Source organism: Acinetobacter sp. YH12231 (assembly GCF_013417755.1).
Classification (GTDB): domain Bacteria; phylum Pseudomonadota; class Gammaproteobacteria; order Pseudomonadales; family Moraxellaceae; genus Acinetobacter; species Acinetobacter amyesii.
In genome coordinates this window covers 63,902-78,609 of the sequence record NZ_VPDJ01000014.1, presented here as the reverse complement: position 1 = coordinate 78,609, position 14,708 = coordinate 63,902, and the positions used below count along the sequence as shown (strand labels likewise).

Annotated in this window: 11 protein-coding genes; 5 read left to right on the top strand and 6 right to left on the bottom strand. The window is 43.0% G+C overall.

Annotated elements, in window-relative coordinates; all coding sequences use genetic code 11:
* On the bottom strand, nt 1-789 hold the full coding sequence (locus FTV11_RS10165; RefSeq protein WP_180004603.1) for a crotonase/enoyl-CoA hydratase family protein: 789 nt from the start codon (nt 787-789) through the stop codon (nt 1-3).
* Nucleotides 790-900: 111 nt separating this feature from the next.
* Nucleotides 901-3,708: an ATP-binding protein gene (locus FTV11_RS10160; protein WP_180073957.1), complete on the bottom strand. Its 2,808-nt coding sequence runs from the start codon at nt 3,706-3,708 to the stop codon at nt 901-903.
* A gap of 153 nt (nt 3,709-3,861) precedes the next feature.
* Between FTV11_RS10160 and cysM the strand changes: the two genes are divergently transcribed.
* The 5 genes from cysM (at nt 3,862) to FTV11_RS10135 (ending at nt 10,098) form a co-directional block, all read left to right on the top strand.
* Nucleotides 3,862-4,782 (top strand): cysteine synthase CysM, encoded by a 921-nt coding sequence (gene cysM, locus FTV11_RS10155; protein WP_078191278.1) that lies wholly within the window; start codon nt 3,862-3,864, stop codon nt 4,780-4,782.
* Between the two features lie 32 nt (nt 4,783-4,814).
* Nucleotides 4,815-5,633 carry a 3'-5' exonuclease gene (locus tag FTV11_RS10150; protein ID WP_180009011.1) on the top strand — a complete coding sequence of 273 codons (819 nt, stop codon included), beginning with the start codon at nt 4,815-4,817 and terminating at the stop codon, nt 5,631-5,633.
* A gap of 6 nt (nt 5,634-5,639) precedes the next feature.
* Nucleotides 5,640-7,037 (top strand): 23S rRNA (uracil(1939)-C(5))-methyltransferase RlmD, encoded by a 1,398-nt coding sequence (gene rlmD / locus FTV11_RS10145; protein WP_180073956.1) that lies wholly within the window; start codon nt 5,640-5,642, stop codon nt 7,035-7,037.
* 24 nt (nt 7,038-7,061) lie between these two features.
* A complete protein-coding gene (locus FTV11_RS10140) occupies nt 7,062-9,368 on the top strand; it encodes a bifunctional (p)ppGpp synthetase/guanosine-3',5'-bis(diphosphate) 3'-pyrophosphohydrolase (RefSeq protein ID WP_078194183.1) in 2,307 nt (768 codons plus the stop codon).
* 79 nt (nt 9,369-9,447) lie between these two features.
* Nucleotides 9,448-10,098 carry a hypothetical protein gene (locus FTV11_RS10135; protein WP_180026757.1) on the top strand — a complete coding sequence of 217 codons (651 nt, stop codon included), beginning with the start codon at nt 9,448-9,450 and terminating at the stop codon, nt 10,096-10,098.
* Nucleotides 10,099-10,160: 62 nt separating this feature from the next.
* On the opposite strand, the gene secF is transcribed toward FTV11_RS10135, so the two are convergent.
* The 4 genes from secF to tgt all read right to left on the bottom strand — a co-directional run bounded on the left by secF (nt 10,161) and on the right by tgt (nt 14,653).
* Nucleotides 10,161-11,123, bottom strand: a complete 963-nt coding sequence (gene secF / locus FTV11_RS10130; RefSeq protein WP_111885820.1) for a protein translocase subunit SecF — start codon at nt 11,121-11,123, stop codon at nt 10,161-10,163.
* Nucleotides 11,124-11,133: 10 nt separating this feature from the next.
* The gene (gene secD / locus FTV11_RS10125; RefSeq protein WP_111885819.1) at nt 11,134-13,032 is read right to left on the bottom strand and encodes a protein translocase subunit SecD; all 1,899 of its coding nucleotides are present in this window, start codon (nt 13,030-13,032) and stop codon (nt 11,134-11,136) included.
* Nucleotides 13,033-13,086: 54 nt separating this feature from the next.
* A complete protein-coding gene (yajC, locus tag FTV11_RS10120; RefSeq protein WP_078191271.1) occupies nt 13,087-13,416 on the bottom strand; it encodes a preprotein translocase subunit YajC in 330 nt (109 codons plus the stop codon).
* 106 nt (nt 13,417-13,522) lie between these two features.
* The gene (tgt, locus tag FTV11_RS10115; protein WP_078194179.1) at nt 13,523-14,653 is read right to left on the bottom strand and encodes a tRNA guanosine(34) transglycosylase Tgt; all 1,131 of its coding nucleotides are present in this window, start codon (nt 14,651-14,653) and stop codon (nt 13,523-13,525) included.
* Nucleotides 14,654-14,708 lie beyond the last annotated feature (55 nt).

Here is a 14,708-nt window from a genome sequence, read left to right as displayed (position 1 = left end):
TTACTTATATTGGCGTGGTAAAAACTGAACCTCTGGGTTCTTATCTTTTTTACGTGCCAATTGGCTGTTTTTGCCGAGCAGTAATTTAAATTGCCAGATTTTTTCTAAGCGTAAAGAGCGTTTTGGACTATGTTCCATAGCATCTAGCACTTGTTTTGCCGCTGCCAAGGCATCTGGTGAACGTTGTGATAATTCTTCGGCTAACTGCTGTGCCTGAAGCAAAGGCTGTACATTTAAATGCGTCACTAAGCCAATATCCTTGGCATATTCTGCGTCAAAAATACGTGCTGTTAAGGTTAATTCTTTGGCTAAATCCAGTCCAATCACACCTTTGAGCGAGCGAGTTAAGCCCATATCAGGGACTAAACCCCAACGACTTTCCATAATCGACATTTGCGTTTTCGGGTGGGCAATACGGATATCGGCAGCCAAGGCAAGTTGCATGCCTGCACCAAAACAAAAGCCTTCAAGTGCGGCAATCACCGGCACAGGAAGTTGTTGCCAAATCAGAAAGGCTTTTTGAAATAAACTTTGACCGGGCTTTAACAGCTCCCACGCGGCATAGGCACGATTTTTTGGATCATTGAGGTCAGCCAAATCAATGCCAGCACTAAATACATTGGCTTCACCCGTTAAAATGACACAGCGTAAGCTACGATCTTTTTTTAATTTTTCAGCGGTGCTAACCAATTCTTTGAGCAATGCAAAGCTCATTGCATTACGTTTTTCTGGACGGTTTAAGTAAACCGTTGCAATGCCATTATTTTTTTCTACACGTAATAAAGCCATGGTAATTACTCTTGTTGTTTCTGCGCCCGAGCATAGCATGCACCCTGATAGGATACATGACAGTGCAGTCACAACAGAAGCTGGACGGCACTGACTTTAGTCGGACTGTGCTTAATTATTTTGTTTGGCTAAGATTTGTTGAGCCGCGTGTTCAACTTGCGCCATGACATTTTTTAACTCATCAAAACGGTTCAGGGTTTCTTGAACAAAAGCTTCATCTGCTTTACGGCGTTCCTTACGTAAGGTCGATACAAATTGCTCAAATTGACCTGAAACCTCTTGGAGGGTCGGAGCGCCCACATAGCGGGTTGCACCATAAAGCCGATGTAACACATGCTCTAATTGTGGAAAATCTTCATCTTCGATGAGCTGTGCCATTTCATGGATTTCTTGCTCAAAGCTATCGACGAGCATTTTTAGTAAATCGACTGCAAGGTCTTCTTTATTCGCGGCCAACTGCAAGCTTTGTTGCCAATCTAAAATACTCGGCTCTAGGGCTTCAATCACTGAACTGCGCTCTAAAACCGGTACTTTCTTAAAGTTATCGGTAGTCCATTGGGTCAAGATTTGAATAATTTGATCCATTTGAATGGGCTTGGTGACATAGTCATCCATACCGCTTTGTAGGAGTTTTTGTTTTTCATCCGAGAGCGCATGTGCTGTCAAAGCGATAATTGGAAGGCGCTTATGATTTTCAAAAGTCGACTCAAGTGAACGAATGGCACGCGTGGTATCGACACCTGACATCACTGGCATTTGAATATCCATAAAGATGAGGTCAAAAGCCGTCAAACCTTGCTCTTGGCGAGCTTGAATGATTTCAATGGCTTCTTGTCCACTCAAAGCCTTGGTGGTTTTCACATTCAACTCAGAGAGCAGGGCTTCAAGCACAATCAGGTTTGGTAAATGGTCGTCGACAGCTAAAATGTGCAGACCTTGACCATTAAATTCTTCATGCTGCTCTTGATCAAACCAAGGCTCATTACTCAATAACTGAATCAGCGCTGTACGGCTGAGTGGTTGATGCAATGGGCGAGCACGGTACTCGTTCAACATGCTTGGATCGAGCATCATTTGGTAGCCATAAACCGCTAAGTTACCGCTATAACGATGACGAATTTCTTTCAGTAAGGCTTCGGAGTCGCCGCTATGGTCGACGATCAACCAAGTGTTTTCATTGGTTTGCAACTGATTGAGGCGACTAAATAAATCTAGGATTGACTGCGTTTCAATATGTTCAACATCATAATTTTCTAAATAATGACGTAGGACATTGGCAGTTGCTGGATGTGCTAAGTAGGAAACGACTTGGAGATTGCTAAATTGTGGATGCACAATTTCAATTTCATCATCGACCACAAAGCGCGCAGTAAACCAGAAGGTTGAGCCTTTTTCTGTTGGGGCACGTTCTTGGTTATCTTCAAAACCAATTTGTCCATGCATCAGGCTGACCAATTGTTTGGAAATGGCAAGACCTAAACCTGTACCGCCAAATTGACGGGTCACAGATGCATCACCTTGCGAGAAGGATTCAAACAGTTTCTTACGGTCGGTACCGCTTAGGCCGATACCACTGTCTTGGACACTAAAGTGCAGCAGACATTGACCGATGTCATCATGCTCCATACGGACACGGACAATAATTTCACCATCTGGAGTGAATTTAATTGCATTTGAAATTAAGTTGGTCAAAATTTGCTTGAAGCGTAGGACATCACCAACCACAAATTTCGGCACATTGTCCGCATAGTAGAAGGTCATGTCGATGTGTTTTTGTGCTGCCAATGGCGACAACATATCCATCACATCAAAGACGGCTTCTTCTAAGTCGAATTGCGCAGTTTCGAGTTCTAGTTTGCCTGCATCGATTTTCGAGAAATCAAGCACGTCATTAATTAAAGCCAATAAATGCGCAGAAGATTTACGAATCGTTTGTAGATATAAATTTTGCTCATTACTGAGGTTGCCTTGGCGCAGTAAAAGATGAATAAAACCATCAATACTGTTCAGCGGTGTGCGCAGTTCATGGGAAATATTGGCCAAGAACACCGACTTAGACTGATTGGCATGGATTGCTTGGTCACGTGCTTGACGGTAGGTAATATTTTGCACTTCTAAAGTATCAAGCGTGCGTCTTAAGTCATCTTCCGTTTGTTCGGTATGCTCACGTAGCTCTAAGAAACTGAAATGTAAGCGTTTAACCACATTGGCTATATCACGCTGTAATAACCGGAGTTCTCCAGTACTGTTAATGATCATGTGCTGATCTAGGGTGTCGGCATTTAAACGTTGTAACTGCATACGAATTTCGTACATTGGTGCAATCCAACGACGTGAATAGAAATTCAAACACAGCAAAAGTAATAAGAGCGTCAATAAACCTGTTGCAATCAACACGATTAACACGCGATAGCGGGCAATTTGCAGCGGTTGATTATCCAGTTCAATGCTTAACCATGCCGGCGTCTGGGTTGAATCTGAAATTTTCAGGGCATAAACATGGTTACCCTGATGTGGAATTGGTCCAATAAAAGATGCTTTACTCTCAAAAGCAGGCCAAATAGCTTGATCTTGAAAGCCAATGCTCAGGCGGTTATTGCCTTTGAAATCTATAATCGCAGCACGAATCAAATGTTTTTCGTTCAACATGCTTTGCATGGCATTACGAGCTTGATCAAACTGCCACGGATAATGGTTGAGTAACTCTATGGCAGATTCTGACGTGGGTTGATAGCGCGTCAGGATCGCGACAGCCATTTGTTTTTGTTGTGCTTTGGCTGCATTGGAGGTTTCTGTTATTACCAACATTGCACCGACACAGGCCAAAATGGTGATCGGCACGAAAATAAGTGCAATCAACTGACCATAGGCATGATTTAAGTGTAGGCGTTTAAAAAGCTTTTTGTTGATATTTGACATGGTTTAAGCAGTTTATTCCTTATGCCCCGAATATTAGCATGGATTATTTAAAACTGATTGCGCTTTAATCACTTTCGCGAAAAAGCGAGGCAAATTGGTGCAGGCAAAGGCATTTTTTCATACAATAGGCGCACCTCGATATAGGTGTGAATAATGAGTAATACAACCCCTGATTTTCAAGCAGACGATTTTTTATTAGACCATTACGTCGGCAACACGCCGTTAGTGCGTTTACAGCGTCTGGCAAGTCATACTCAAGCAACAGTATTAGCCAAGTTAGAAGGCAATAACCCAGCGGGTTCGGTCAAAGACCGCCCTGCATATAACATGATTATGCAAGCGGAAAAGCGTGGTCAGATTAAACCGGGTGATACGTTGATTGAAGCGACGAGCGGAAATACAGGGATTGCTTTAGCCATGGTTGCTGCAATGCGTGGCTATAAAATGACTTTGATCATGCCTGCAAGTTCTAGCCAAGAGCGTAAAGATGCCATGCGTGCCTACGGTGCCGAACTGATCGAATCAGAAAACATGGAAGAAGCACGTGATCTTGCTCTTCAAATGGAAAAAGACGGCAAAGGTTTAGTCCTAAACCAGTTTGGTAACCCGGACAATGTAGAAGCACATTACCTCACTACGGGTCCAGAAATTTGGAAACAAACGGGCGGTAAAATTACACATTTCGTCAGCTCTATGGGAACCACCGGGACCATTATGGGGATTTCGAAATATTTAAAAGAACAAAATCCGGATATTCAAATTGTCGGTTTACAGCCGTCTGAAGGCTCAAACATTGCTGGTATTCGCCGTTGGCCACAAGAATATCTTCCTACGATTTTTGACCCTTCACGTGTTGATCGTATTATGGATATTCCGCAAATTGAAGCGGAAAAAACGGCTCGTCGTTTAGCGCGTACAGAAGGTATCAGTGCAGGTACATCATCGGGTGGTGCGGTATGGGCTTCAGTTAAATTGGCTGAAGAAAATCCGGATGCCGTGATTGTTTGCATCGTATGTGACCGTGGTGACCGTTACTTGTCTACTGGTCTATTCTCTGTTGTTGATCCTGAATAATTACAGTGGCCGAACGGCACTGGTGAGTACTTATGCGTTTACCTGTTTTAATTTTTGATATCGAAACACTGACAGATTTGAAGTCAGGTGCGCATTTGTATGGACTGGATCTGCCTGAGGTGGATCTAGATGCTGCGCTGACTAAACTGCGTCGCCAAGAGGCGGGCACGGATTTTCAGCGTTTGGCCTTGCATGAAATTGTCTGTATCTCTGGACTATGGATTGATGAAAAGGGCATGAAGTTGTTTTCATTTAGCCGTGAAGACAATAGCGAAGCTGAAATTTTAAAAAAATTCGTTTCTATTTTTGAAAAGCGTCATCCGACCTTGGTCAGTTGGAACGGTTCACAGTTTGATTTGCCTGTGATTTTGTTCCGTGCCATGTATCACGGACTATCTGCACCAAGTTTGTTCGATCAGGGCGAGATTGATACGCAAAAGCGCTATAATAACTACCAGAATCGTTATCATCATCGTCATGTAGATTTGATGGATGTCATGGCCATGTTCCATGGTCGTCATTTTCAAAAGCTCGACGATGCAGCACATTTACTTGGTTTCCCCGGTAAACGTGGTGATGGTGGCTACCATGTGCCTGAATATGTGCGTGAACAACAGTGGATGGAACTGACCAGCTACTGTGAAGGTGATGTGCTCAATACATGGTTGATTTATTTACGCTGGCTGTTGCTGAAAGGACAGTTATTGTTAAATGATCATCAGCACTTGATTCAAAGTACGATTCAATATTTACAAACTCAGCCGCAACACGCTGACTTTTTATTGGTATGGCAGCAAACCTCGCAACGTACCGAATTCACTCAATCTGATTTCCCATCTTCCACACATTAGGTACGCATGAAACACAAAGCCAAACCCCAAAAAGCCCAACAACCCATTTATACATTTCAGGTTGAATCGCTTTCACATGAGGGGCGAGGCATAGCGCACTTTGGGACGCATCCAGATCATCCTACAGAAAAACACGGTAAGAAAGTATTTATTCGTTATGCCTTGCCGGGTGAAACAGTGCGTGCGCGTATTACCAATGTCGTTAAGCGTCTTGAAGAAGCAGACAGTCTGGAATTGCTGAGCGAAGAGTCTACACTACGAGTAAAACCGGCCTGCCCACATTATGGGGTCTGCGGTGGTTGTAGCATGCAACATATCCATCCCGACGAGCAAATTCGTTTAAAACAAGATGTTTTACAATCACATTTGCAACATTTTGCCGGCATTCAGCCTGATCAATGGTTAGCTCCTTTACGTTCATTGCGTGAAGACTACCGTCGCAAAGCGCGTATCGGTGTGCGTTACCTACCTGCAAAAGATAAGCTTGTGGTTGGCTTTCGTGAAAGCCAGTCAAATAAACTGACTTCGATTGACCGTTGTATGGTGTTGGATCGTGAGTTTGGCTCAATCACCACACTCAAACAACTGTTACAAGGTTTGCAAGGTAAAGCAGATATTGGGCATATAGAACTGGCCATGGGAGATCAAGAAATTGCTCTCCTGATTCGTCATACGGCGGAACTTTGCGCGGAAGATGTCAACCAATTAGTAAAATTTGCGTTACATAAAGAGTGGCAACTGTACTTACAACCTGAAGGGCCAGACAGCTTACATCGTGTGGATCATCCCGATGCACCGATGCGTCTGCACTATGGTCTAAGTGACTTTGCTGTGAAATTTGGCTTTAATCCTCAAGACTTCACGCAAGTGAATTCCACGATTAATCCGCAAATGGTGAAACTGGCATGTGAATTGCTTCAGTTACAACAGGGTGAGCGAGTTCTAGATCTGTTTTGTGGCTTAGGAAACTTTTCTTTACCACTTGCTCAATGTGTGGGTTCAACGGGTCAAGTCGTTGCAGTTGAAGGGAGTGAAGAAATGGTTCTGCGTGGTGCAGAAAATGCACAAAACAATGGCCTTTCGCAACTGAAATTTTATTCACAAGATTTAACAAAAGATTTTTCGCATCATTCTTGGGCAAAACAAGGATTTGATGCATTATTGATAGACCCACCACGATCTGGTGCAGAAGAAATAATGCGTTATGTGCCCAAATTTGGTGCAAAAAGAATCGTTTATGTGTCATGTAATCCTGCAACACTAGCACGCGATGCTGGAATGCTGGTACAACAAGGCTACCGTTTGAAAAAAGCGGGTGTCATGGACATGTTTACCCATACAGGGCATGTCGAATCGATTGCTTTGTTCGAAAAAGAAAATCAGATAAACGATCAAAAGTTATGAAGCGTAGAAAACTAGGAGTAGGGTATGGTCACAGTACGTGAACAATTACCTGGACGTCTCAATGAGTTGTCACAGGAAACGACTGTAGAACATGCCGAGCAAGCACAGCATGATCTAGCTGAATGGCTAGAGCGTGTGAGTGGCATGTTTGACGGGGCTCCTCTAAAGCAACTCGAAGAAGTTGCCCATCTGACCTTACAGAATGAACTTGAAACAACGGTCAACCATCGCTCGAATACCTTCTATACCGGTATTGAAATGGCGGATATTCTTGCTCATCTGTATGCGGATGAAGATACGTTATCAGCAGCCATGCTGTATCGAAGTGTTCGTGAAGGCGTAACCAGTTTAGAAGAAGTCCAAAGCAAATTTGGCGATCAAGTGCATGCTTTGGTGAAAGGCACGCTTGCCATGGGTAAGTTGTCTGACCTGATCGAGCAAAATAAACGTCTAGAAGATCATTTTAATAATAATCAGCGTGAACATTTGACCGGCATTTATAAAATGCTGATCTCTGTGACCGAAGATGTTCGTGTTGTATTAATCAAACTTTCTGAACGTACCTATGCATTACGTGAGTTGGCGCACTCAACCAAAGAGCGACAAGAGCGTGTCGCACGAGAAATTTTAACCATTTATTCGCCGCTCGCGCACCGTTTAGGGATTGCACAGCTTAAGTGGGAGCTTGAAGATCTTGCTTTCCGTTATCTAGCACCTGAACGCTATAAAGAAATTGCCTCTTTACTGAATGAAAAACGTTTAGAGCGTGAGCAATATATTCAGTTCGTGACAGAAAAGTTGCGTAAAGAACTGTTAGATCATGGCATTGAGGCCGAGATTAATGGTCGGGTGAAACACATTTATTCGATTTATCGAAAAATGAAGAGTAAGAACCTGAGCTTTGATCAGCTTTATGACATTCGAGCAGTTCGCGTTTTGGTGGATAATGTACCTGAGTGTTATCACACACTGGGGATCGTTCATCAGATTTGGCGTCATATTCCGCATCAGTTCGATGATTATATTACCAACCCGAAAGCCAATGGTTATCGCTCACTGCATACGGCCGTGATTGCAGAGAACAAATCTTTAGAAGTGCAAATTCGTACGCACAATATGCACGAAGAAGCTGAACTCGGGGTGTGTTCGCACTTTAACTACAAAGAAGGTTCTAAAACCACAGATTATTCATTTAATCATCGCTTACATTCTTTGCGTGCAGTGCTTGAACATTATCAAGAACGAAATGATGCTAGCGCCCATAAAGAAGATGAGGCTTCTGAAAACTTCGAACAAATCCAAGAGTTTGAAGATTTTGAGAAAATCTATGTGTTTAGTCGTGATGGTGATATCAAAGAATTACCACGCGGTTCGACCGTGCTTGACTTTGCCTATCATGTGCATACTGAAGTGGGCAACAAGTGCTATGCAGCACGGGTGAACCAACGTTATGTACCTTTAACCTATACCCTAAAAACTGGGGAGCAGGTCGAGATTTTAACCAAGAAAGATCGTGAACCGAACCGAGATTGGTTGGTGAACTCGCTGGGTTATATCAAGACGGCTCGTGCACGTGACAAGTTGCGTCATTGGTTCCGTCAGCAAGACCGTAGTAAAAACTTGGAAGTGGGACGTGAGATTCTGAATAAAGAATTGTCACGTTTGGCGATTCACCCGAAAAGTATCGATTTGAATGATTACTGCAATCATTTTAATGTGAAATTGGGTGAAGATATATTGATTGGCTTGGTGAGTGGTGACATTAGCTTGCATGCTTTAATCAATCAGGTTAACCGTCATATGCACCTCGATCAGGATGAGCCTGAACTGGTGTTAAAACCAACCTTGAACCCACGTGCAAGTCATACGCTTTCGGCGCATGGTATTTTGATTGATGGTTTGGACAATGTAGAACTACACATTGCTCAGTGTTGTCAGCCTGTGCATGGTGAATCGATTGCTGGTTATATCACCCTGAATCGTGGCGTAAGTATCCATAAGGTCGCATGTCCGGATTATATCCGTATGATTGGGCAAGAGCCTGAACGTGCGGTTGAAGCGGATTGGGAAATGCAGCCAACTCGTGGTCAAAGTGTGCAAATCGTGGTGGAAGCTTATGACCGTCGTGGTTTGCTTAAAGATCTGACTCAAGTGATTTTCTCAGACCAAATCAATATTCGTCAGGTGAATACCATTTCCGAGAGTGATGGTATTGCCAATATGAAGCTGTTGATTGAAGTGAAAGGCTTGGCGCAGTTGTCGAAACTGTTGGCACGTCTAGAGCAACAACCAGGCATTATCAGCGCACGTCGCTTGGTACAAGGTAGCTAAAAATAAAGCTGTATAAAAAACCCGCTGCGTGCGGGTTTTTTATTATATTGGGGGAGAGAAATTATAAAATTGAATGCTTATGCTGCCTTCAGAGCTTTTTGAAAAGCGTCGACAGAATCTAACACAAGCCATTGACCATTGGGTGGCAACAGGCCCCTTTAAAAATGGTAAAGCTGTGTGTGAACATTTTGGCTTAGCGGTTCCTTTAATTTCCCAATTATTAAATAGTCATCGGCAGATTGGAGAGAAATTTGCACGTGAATTAGAGTCACAATTGGGACTCATTAAGGGAAGTTTAGATAATGAGGTTCAGTTTATAGAACAAGACAAGTGCACTGAGGAGCAAGCAAGCTTGGTCCTTTTTGAAATGCAGGTGGTTGAGACACAGGCATTTTCTTTAAAACCGATTTCAAATGATTCATCTCAATATTCAGCATTATTTAAAAACACTCAAGACCTGTATTTGATTCGCATCACAGCATCGTATTATGCCCCTGTATTACAAGAGGGTTGGCTTGTGGTCTGTGATGAACGGCGAGGGGTAGAGAGATCGGATCTAGCCTGTGTATATTTGCGAAATGGCTTAAATTTAATTTTAAACGTGATACAGCAAACAGATGATACATGGCAATTTGCAAGTCTAGACCAAAAACGACAGGTAGAATTCCTGCAATCCGATATTAAAAAGTTACATCCTATTATTGCGATTTTGCCTAGCTCATTTATTTAAGGTAGTCGCATAAAAAAACCCATCCGAAGATGGGTTTTGATCTGAACTATAAGTTGAAAAGCTTAAGGAATCTCTTCTTCTTCAAATTCAGGCTTCACTTGTACAATGAAGTCTTGACGGTTTAGACCACGCCATAGCGCGAAAGCTGTACCAATGTAGATTGATGAATATGTACCCACAAATACACCAACAAACATTGCAACAGAGAACCATTTCAGACCATCACCGCCCAGTACCATCATCGCTACAACAACCAGTAACAGTGTCATCGAGGTGTGAATGGTACGGCGAAGTGTTTCAGTTAATGCACTGTTGACAACTTCGAGAGGCTCAGCACCACGAATCTTACGGAAGTTTTCACGAATACGGTCAGATACAACGATGTTATCGTTGAGCGAGAAACCGATAATCGCGAGTAGCGCAGCCAAAACTGTTAAGTCAAACGGCCACTGCATCATGGCAAAGATACCAATGGTCACCACGATATCGTGGAATAAAGACAGTACAGCACCCATCGCAAGTTTGAATTCAAAGCGAATAGTGACATAAACCAGCATGAGCAGTAGGGCAAGACCTACAGCGCCAGCAGAACGCACGTAGAGTTCATTACCGACTTGACCGCCAACCACATCAACTTTATGTACTTCTGCTTTATTGCCCGGCAATTGAGCAGCAGTCGTAATGGCTTTGGTTAGGTCTTCAGCTTCAATGTCTTTTTGAACTGGCATACGAACCATCAGGTCGCGGTCAGATCCTAAGGTTTGTACCACAGGGTCTTTAAAACCAGCTTTTGTCAGCGCTGAGCTCACATCGGTAGATTTTACTGGTTGACTATAGTTCAACTCTGCTGCCACACCGCCAGTAAAGTCCAAACCGAGGTTTAGACCTTTGGTGCAAATAAAAAAGATACTTGCGAGCGTTAAAATAATCGATATCAAGGCTGCCGGTTTGGCAATCTTCATAAACGGAATAATGCGCTCGTTGTCAGGACGGCCGTATTGTTTCGGTTGAGTATTTTCAGTCATCTTAGATCTCCTAAATGCTCAACTTCTTCAGGTTACGTTTTTTACCATAAATGATTTGTACGATTGCACGTGTCACAGTAATTGCTGTGAACATTGAGCAGACAATACCAATCATTAGGGTAACCGCGAAGCCTTTAATTGGGCCTGTACCAATTGCGAACAGAATGAAAGCAACCAAGAATGTGGTTAAGTTGGAGTCAAAGATGGTGTTATACGCACGATCATAACCCGCAACAATCGCCTGTTTGGGCGAGGCACCCCATTTAATTTCCTCTCGTATCCGCTCACAGATCAGTACGTTGGCATCGACCGCCATACCAATGGTAATTACGATACCTGCAATACCCGGAAGGGTGAGGGACGCGCCAATCCAAGACATGATGGTTAAAATCATGGCAAGGTTAACCACGAGTGCAAAGTTGGCAATCAAGCCGAACACACGGAAGAAGACCACCATCCAAATCGCAACCAATAAGAAACCGATTTGAGTTGATAATACGCCTTTGTCGATGTTTTCTTGACCGAGACTCGGACCAATCACACGTTCTTCAACGAAGTACATTGGCGCTGCTAATGCACCTGCACGTAACATCAATGCAAGTTCAGACGCTTCTTGAGGTGAATCTAGACCAGTAATACGGAACTGGGAACCCAATACGGCTTGAATCGTTGCCGCATTGATGACCACAGATTCGGTATAAGGTGTACGAACTTCAGTTTGTGTACCTGTTGCAGGATCAGCAACATAACTAATTTTTTGTTTGTTCTCGATGAACAGAACAGCCATTCGTTTGCCTACAGCATTACGAGTGGCTTCAGACATCAACTTACCGCCCGCAGTATCCAAAGTAATATTTACTTCAGCACCACCTGTATCTTGGCTAAAGCCTGATGACGCATTTTGTACACGTTCACCTGTTAAGATACGGTTACGGTTAAGCAATAATTGACGACCGCTGTCCAAAGATTCATAAGCAAATGCTTCTGTACCTGGCGGTAATGAGCCTTTTGCTTGACCTGTGTAAGGATCGATATATTGATCGTTTAAATCAGAAACTAAGCGGAACTCAAGGTTTGCAGTACGACCAAGTACACGTTTTGCTTCAGCAGTATCTTGTACACCTGGTAATTCAACCACAATACGGTTGCTACCTTGGGTTTGTACTAATGCTTCCGCTACACCTAACTCGTTAATACGGTTACGTAAAGTTGTTAAGTTTTGGTTGACAGCATAAGACTGAATTTCTTGTTTACGTGTATCTGTGTAGCTTAGACGAAGAGTCGAACCTTCAGTTGTTGCAACCGCTTGTTGAGTATATTCATTGCCGTTACGACGAAGGAAATCCATAGCTGCAGAACGGTCATCATTATTTGCAAATTGCATCGTAATGGTGTTGTTGTTCAAAGATAAGCTATTGAATTTTAATTTATTGTCACGAAGTTGGCGACGTAAGTCAGCCGCAGACGTTTCCATACGTTGTGAAATGGCTTTATCCATATCTACTTCGAGTAGGAAATGTACACCACCACGTAAATCCAGACCCAGCTTCATTGGTTTAGCACCAATTTTTTGTAGCCATTCTGGGGTAGTAGGCGCAAGGTTCAGTGCGACAACATAATTTTCACCGAGCCCACGACGCAGTGCTTCTTTCGCTTTTAATTGTTGTTCGCTCGAATCAACACGTAATAAAGCGGCATTATTGGTGAAGCTATTGTCATGGCTGGCAATATTTTCAGATTTTAAAATCTGCTCTGCTTTTTGTACGATGCTTTGGTCAATCTGGGTACCGGCTTTGGCACCTGAAATTTGAACAGCAGGTTCATCAGGATACAAACTTGGCAGGGCATATAATGTACTGATGACTAGTACCACTAGAATCAGTAGATATTTCCATGCTGGGTAACGCATTCGTTTTCTTCTTAAAATGAAAAAAGCCGTGCGGGTGCACGACTTATTTTTTGATTAAAGGTTATTTAGAGTGCCTTCAGGCAGAACTGAAATCACACTTGCGCGTTGTACTTTTACTTCTACGCCACGGTTCAGTTCAACAACTGCAAAATCACCTTCGATTTTTGTGATTTTACCCATTAAACCGCCCGCAAAAACAACTTCACTACCAACCCCTAGGCTTTCAATTAGTGCACGATGTTCTTTTGCACGTTTTGATTGAGGGCGCCAGATCAAGAAGTAGAAGATTGCGACAAATACCGCAATCATCAACAGGTTTGCCATCATGCTTGGTTGCTGTGCAGCTTCACCTGCCGCGTGAGCAGTAGAAATAAAAAGGCTCATTTCATTTTCCTAAACTAAAAAAACTGGTTATCAATACTTTGATAAATAAATTGGACTTGTTCAGCAATTTACCTTGTCTTTTTCTTCAGCGCAAATGCTGAAAGAATTAATCTTGAGGACAAGGTGGCACTTCCATGCCGCGACGACGATAAAAGTCTTCAACAAACTCATCAAAAGTGCCATGATCGAGAGCATCACGCATCGCTTCAGTTAGACGTAGGTAATAACGTAAGTTATGAATAGTACCGAGCATCGAACCGAGCATTTCGCCGCATTTCTCAAGATGGAAGAGATAAGATTTGGTGAAGTTTGTACATGTATAACAGTCGCAATGTGGGTCAAGCGGACTTTGATCATGACGATATTTGGCATTGCGAATACGCACTAAACCGTCAGTCACAAAATAATGACCATTACGTGCATTTCGTGTTGGCATCACACAGTCAAACATATCGACACCGCGACGAACTGCTTCTACGATATCTTCTGGTTTACCGACACCCATCAAGTAACGTGGTTTATCCGCAGGCATTTTCTCTGGAAGATAATCCAATACTTTGATCATTTCTTCTTTAGGTTCGCCAACAGACAAGCCACCAATGGCATAACCATCAAAATCAATTTCTTTCAGACCATTTAAAGATTCATCACGTAAATCTTCATACATGCCGCCTTGGATAATACCAAACAGGGCATTACGGTTTTTCAGCACGTCATGATGTTGAGTCTTACAACGTTTCGCCCAACGTAATGAAAGCTGCAATGATTTTTGCGCTTCTTCATGTGTCGCAGGATAAGGCGTACATTCATCAAAAATCATCACGATGTCTGAATTCAGCGTGTGCTGAATATCCATCGAAATTTCAGGAGATAAAAAGACTTTAGAGCCATCAATCGGAGAGCGGAAAGTCACGCCCTCTTCTTTAATTTTGCGCATAGCGCCAAGGCTGAAGACTTGGAAACCGCCTGAATCTGTCAAAATCGGGTTATTCCATTTCATGAATTGGTGTAAACCACCATGTTCACGAATGACATCTAGGCCTGGGCGAAGATATAAATGGAAGGTATTGCCCAAAATAACTTGGGATTTAATTTCTTTAATGTCACGTGGGAGCATGCCTTTTACAGTACCGTAAGTACCGACAGGCATGAACATAGGTGTTTCAACAACACCATGTTCAAGGGTTAAACGGCCGCGACGAGCACGGCCCGATTGCGCCAATTTTTCAAACTTCATACAAGGTCCAGATCAAGGCGAAAAAACAGTTCGCTGATGGTAAGAGTGCTAAAAG

What these genes read in the sequence shown, in the direction of transcription:
- secF (WP_111885820.1), bottom strand. Translation starts at nt 11,123, where the DNA reads ATGACTGAAAATACTCAACCGAAACAATACGGCCGTCCTGACAACGAG.
- FTV11_RS10135 (WP_180026757.1), top strand. Translation starts at nt 9,448, where the DNA reads ATGCTGCCTTCAGAGCTTTTTGAAAAGCGTCGACAGAATCTAACACAA.
- cysM (WP_078191278.1), top strand. Translation starts at nt 3,862, where the DNA reads ATGAGTAATACAACCCCTGATTTTCAAGCAGACGATTTTTTATTAGAC.
- secD (WP_111885819.1), bottom strand. Translation starts at nt 13,032, where the DNA reads ATGCGTTACCCAGCATGGAAATATCTACTGATTCTAGTGGTACTAGTC.
- FTV11_RS10150 (WP_180009011.1), top strand. Translation starts at nt 4,815, where the DNA reads ATGCGTTTACCTGTTTTAATTTTTGATATCGAAACACTGACAGATTTG.
- rlmD (WP_180073956.1), top strand. Translation starts at nt 5,640, where the DNA reads ATGAAACACAAAGCCAAACCCCAAAAAGCCCAACAACCCATTTATACA.
- FTV11_RS10160 (WP_180073957.1), bottom strand. Translation starts at nt 3,708, where the DNA reads ATGTCAAATATCAACAAAAAGCTTTTTAAACGCCTACACTTAAATCAT.
- FTV11_RS10165 (WP_180004603.1), bottom strand. Translation starts at nt 789, where the DNA reads ATGGCTTTATTACGTGTAGAAAAAAATAATGGCATTGCAACGGTTTAC.
- tgt (WP_078194179.1), bottom strand. Translation starts at nt 14,653, where the DNA reads ATGAAGTTTGAAAAATTGGCGCAATCGGGCCGTGCTCGTCGCGGCCGT.
- FTV11_RS10140 (WP_078194183.1), top strand. Translation starts at nt 7,062, where the DNA reads ATGGTCACAGTACGTGAACAATTACCTGGACGTCTCAATGAGTTGTCA.
- yajC (WP_078191271.1), bottom strand. Translation starts at nt 13,416, where the DNA reads ATGAGCCTTTTTATTTCTACTGCTCACGCGGCAGGTGAAGCTGCACAG.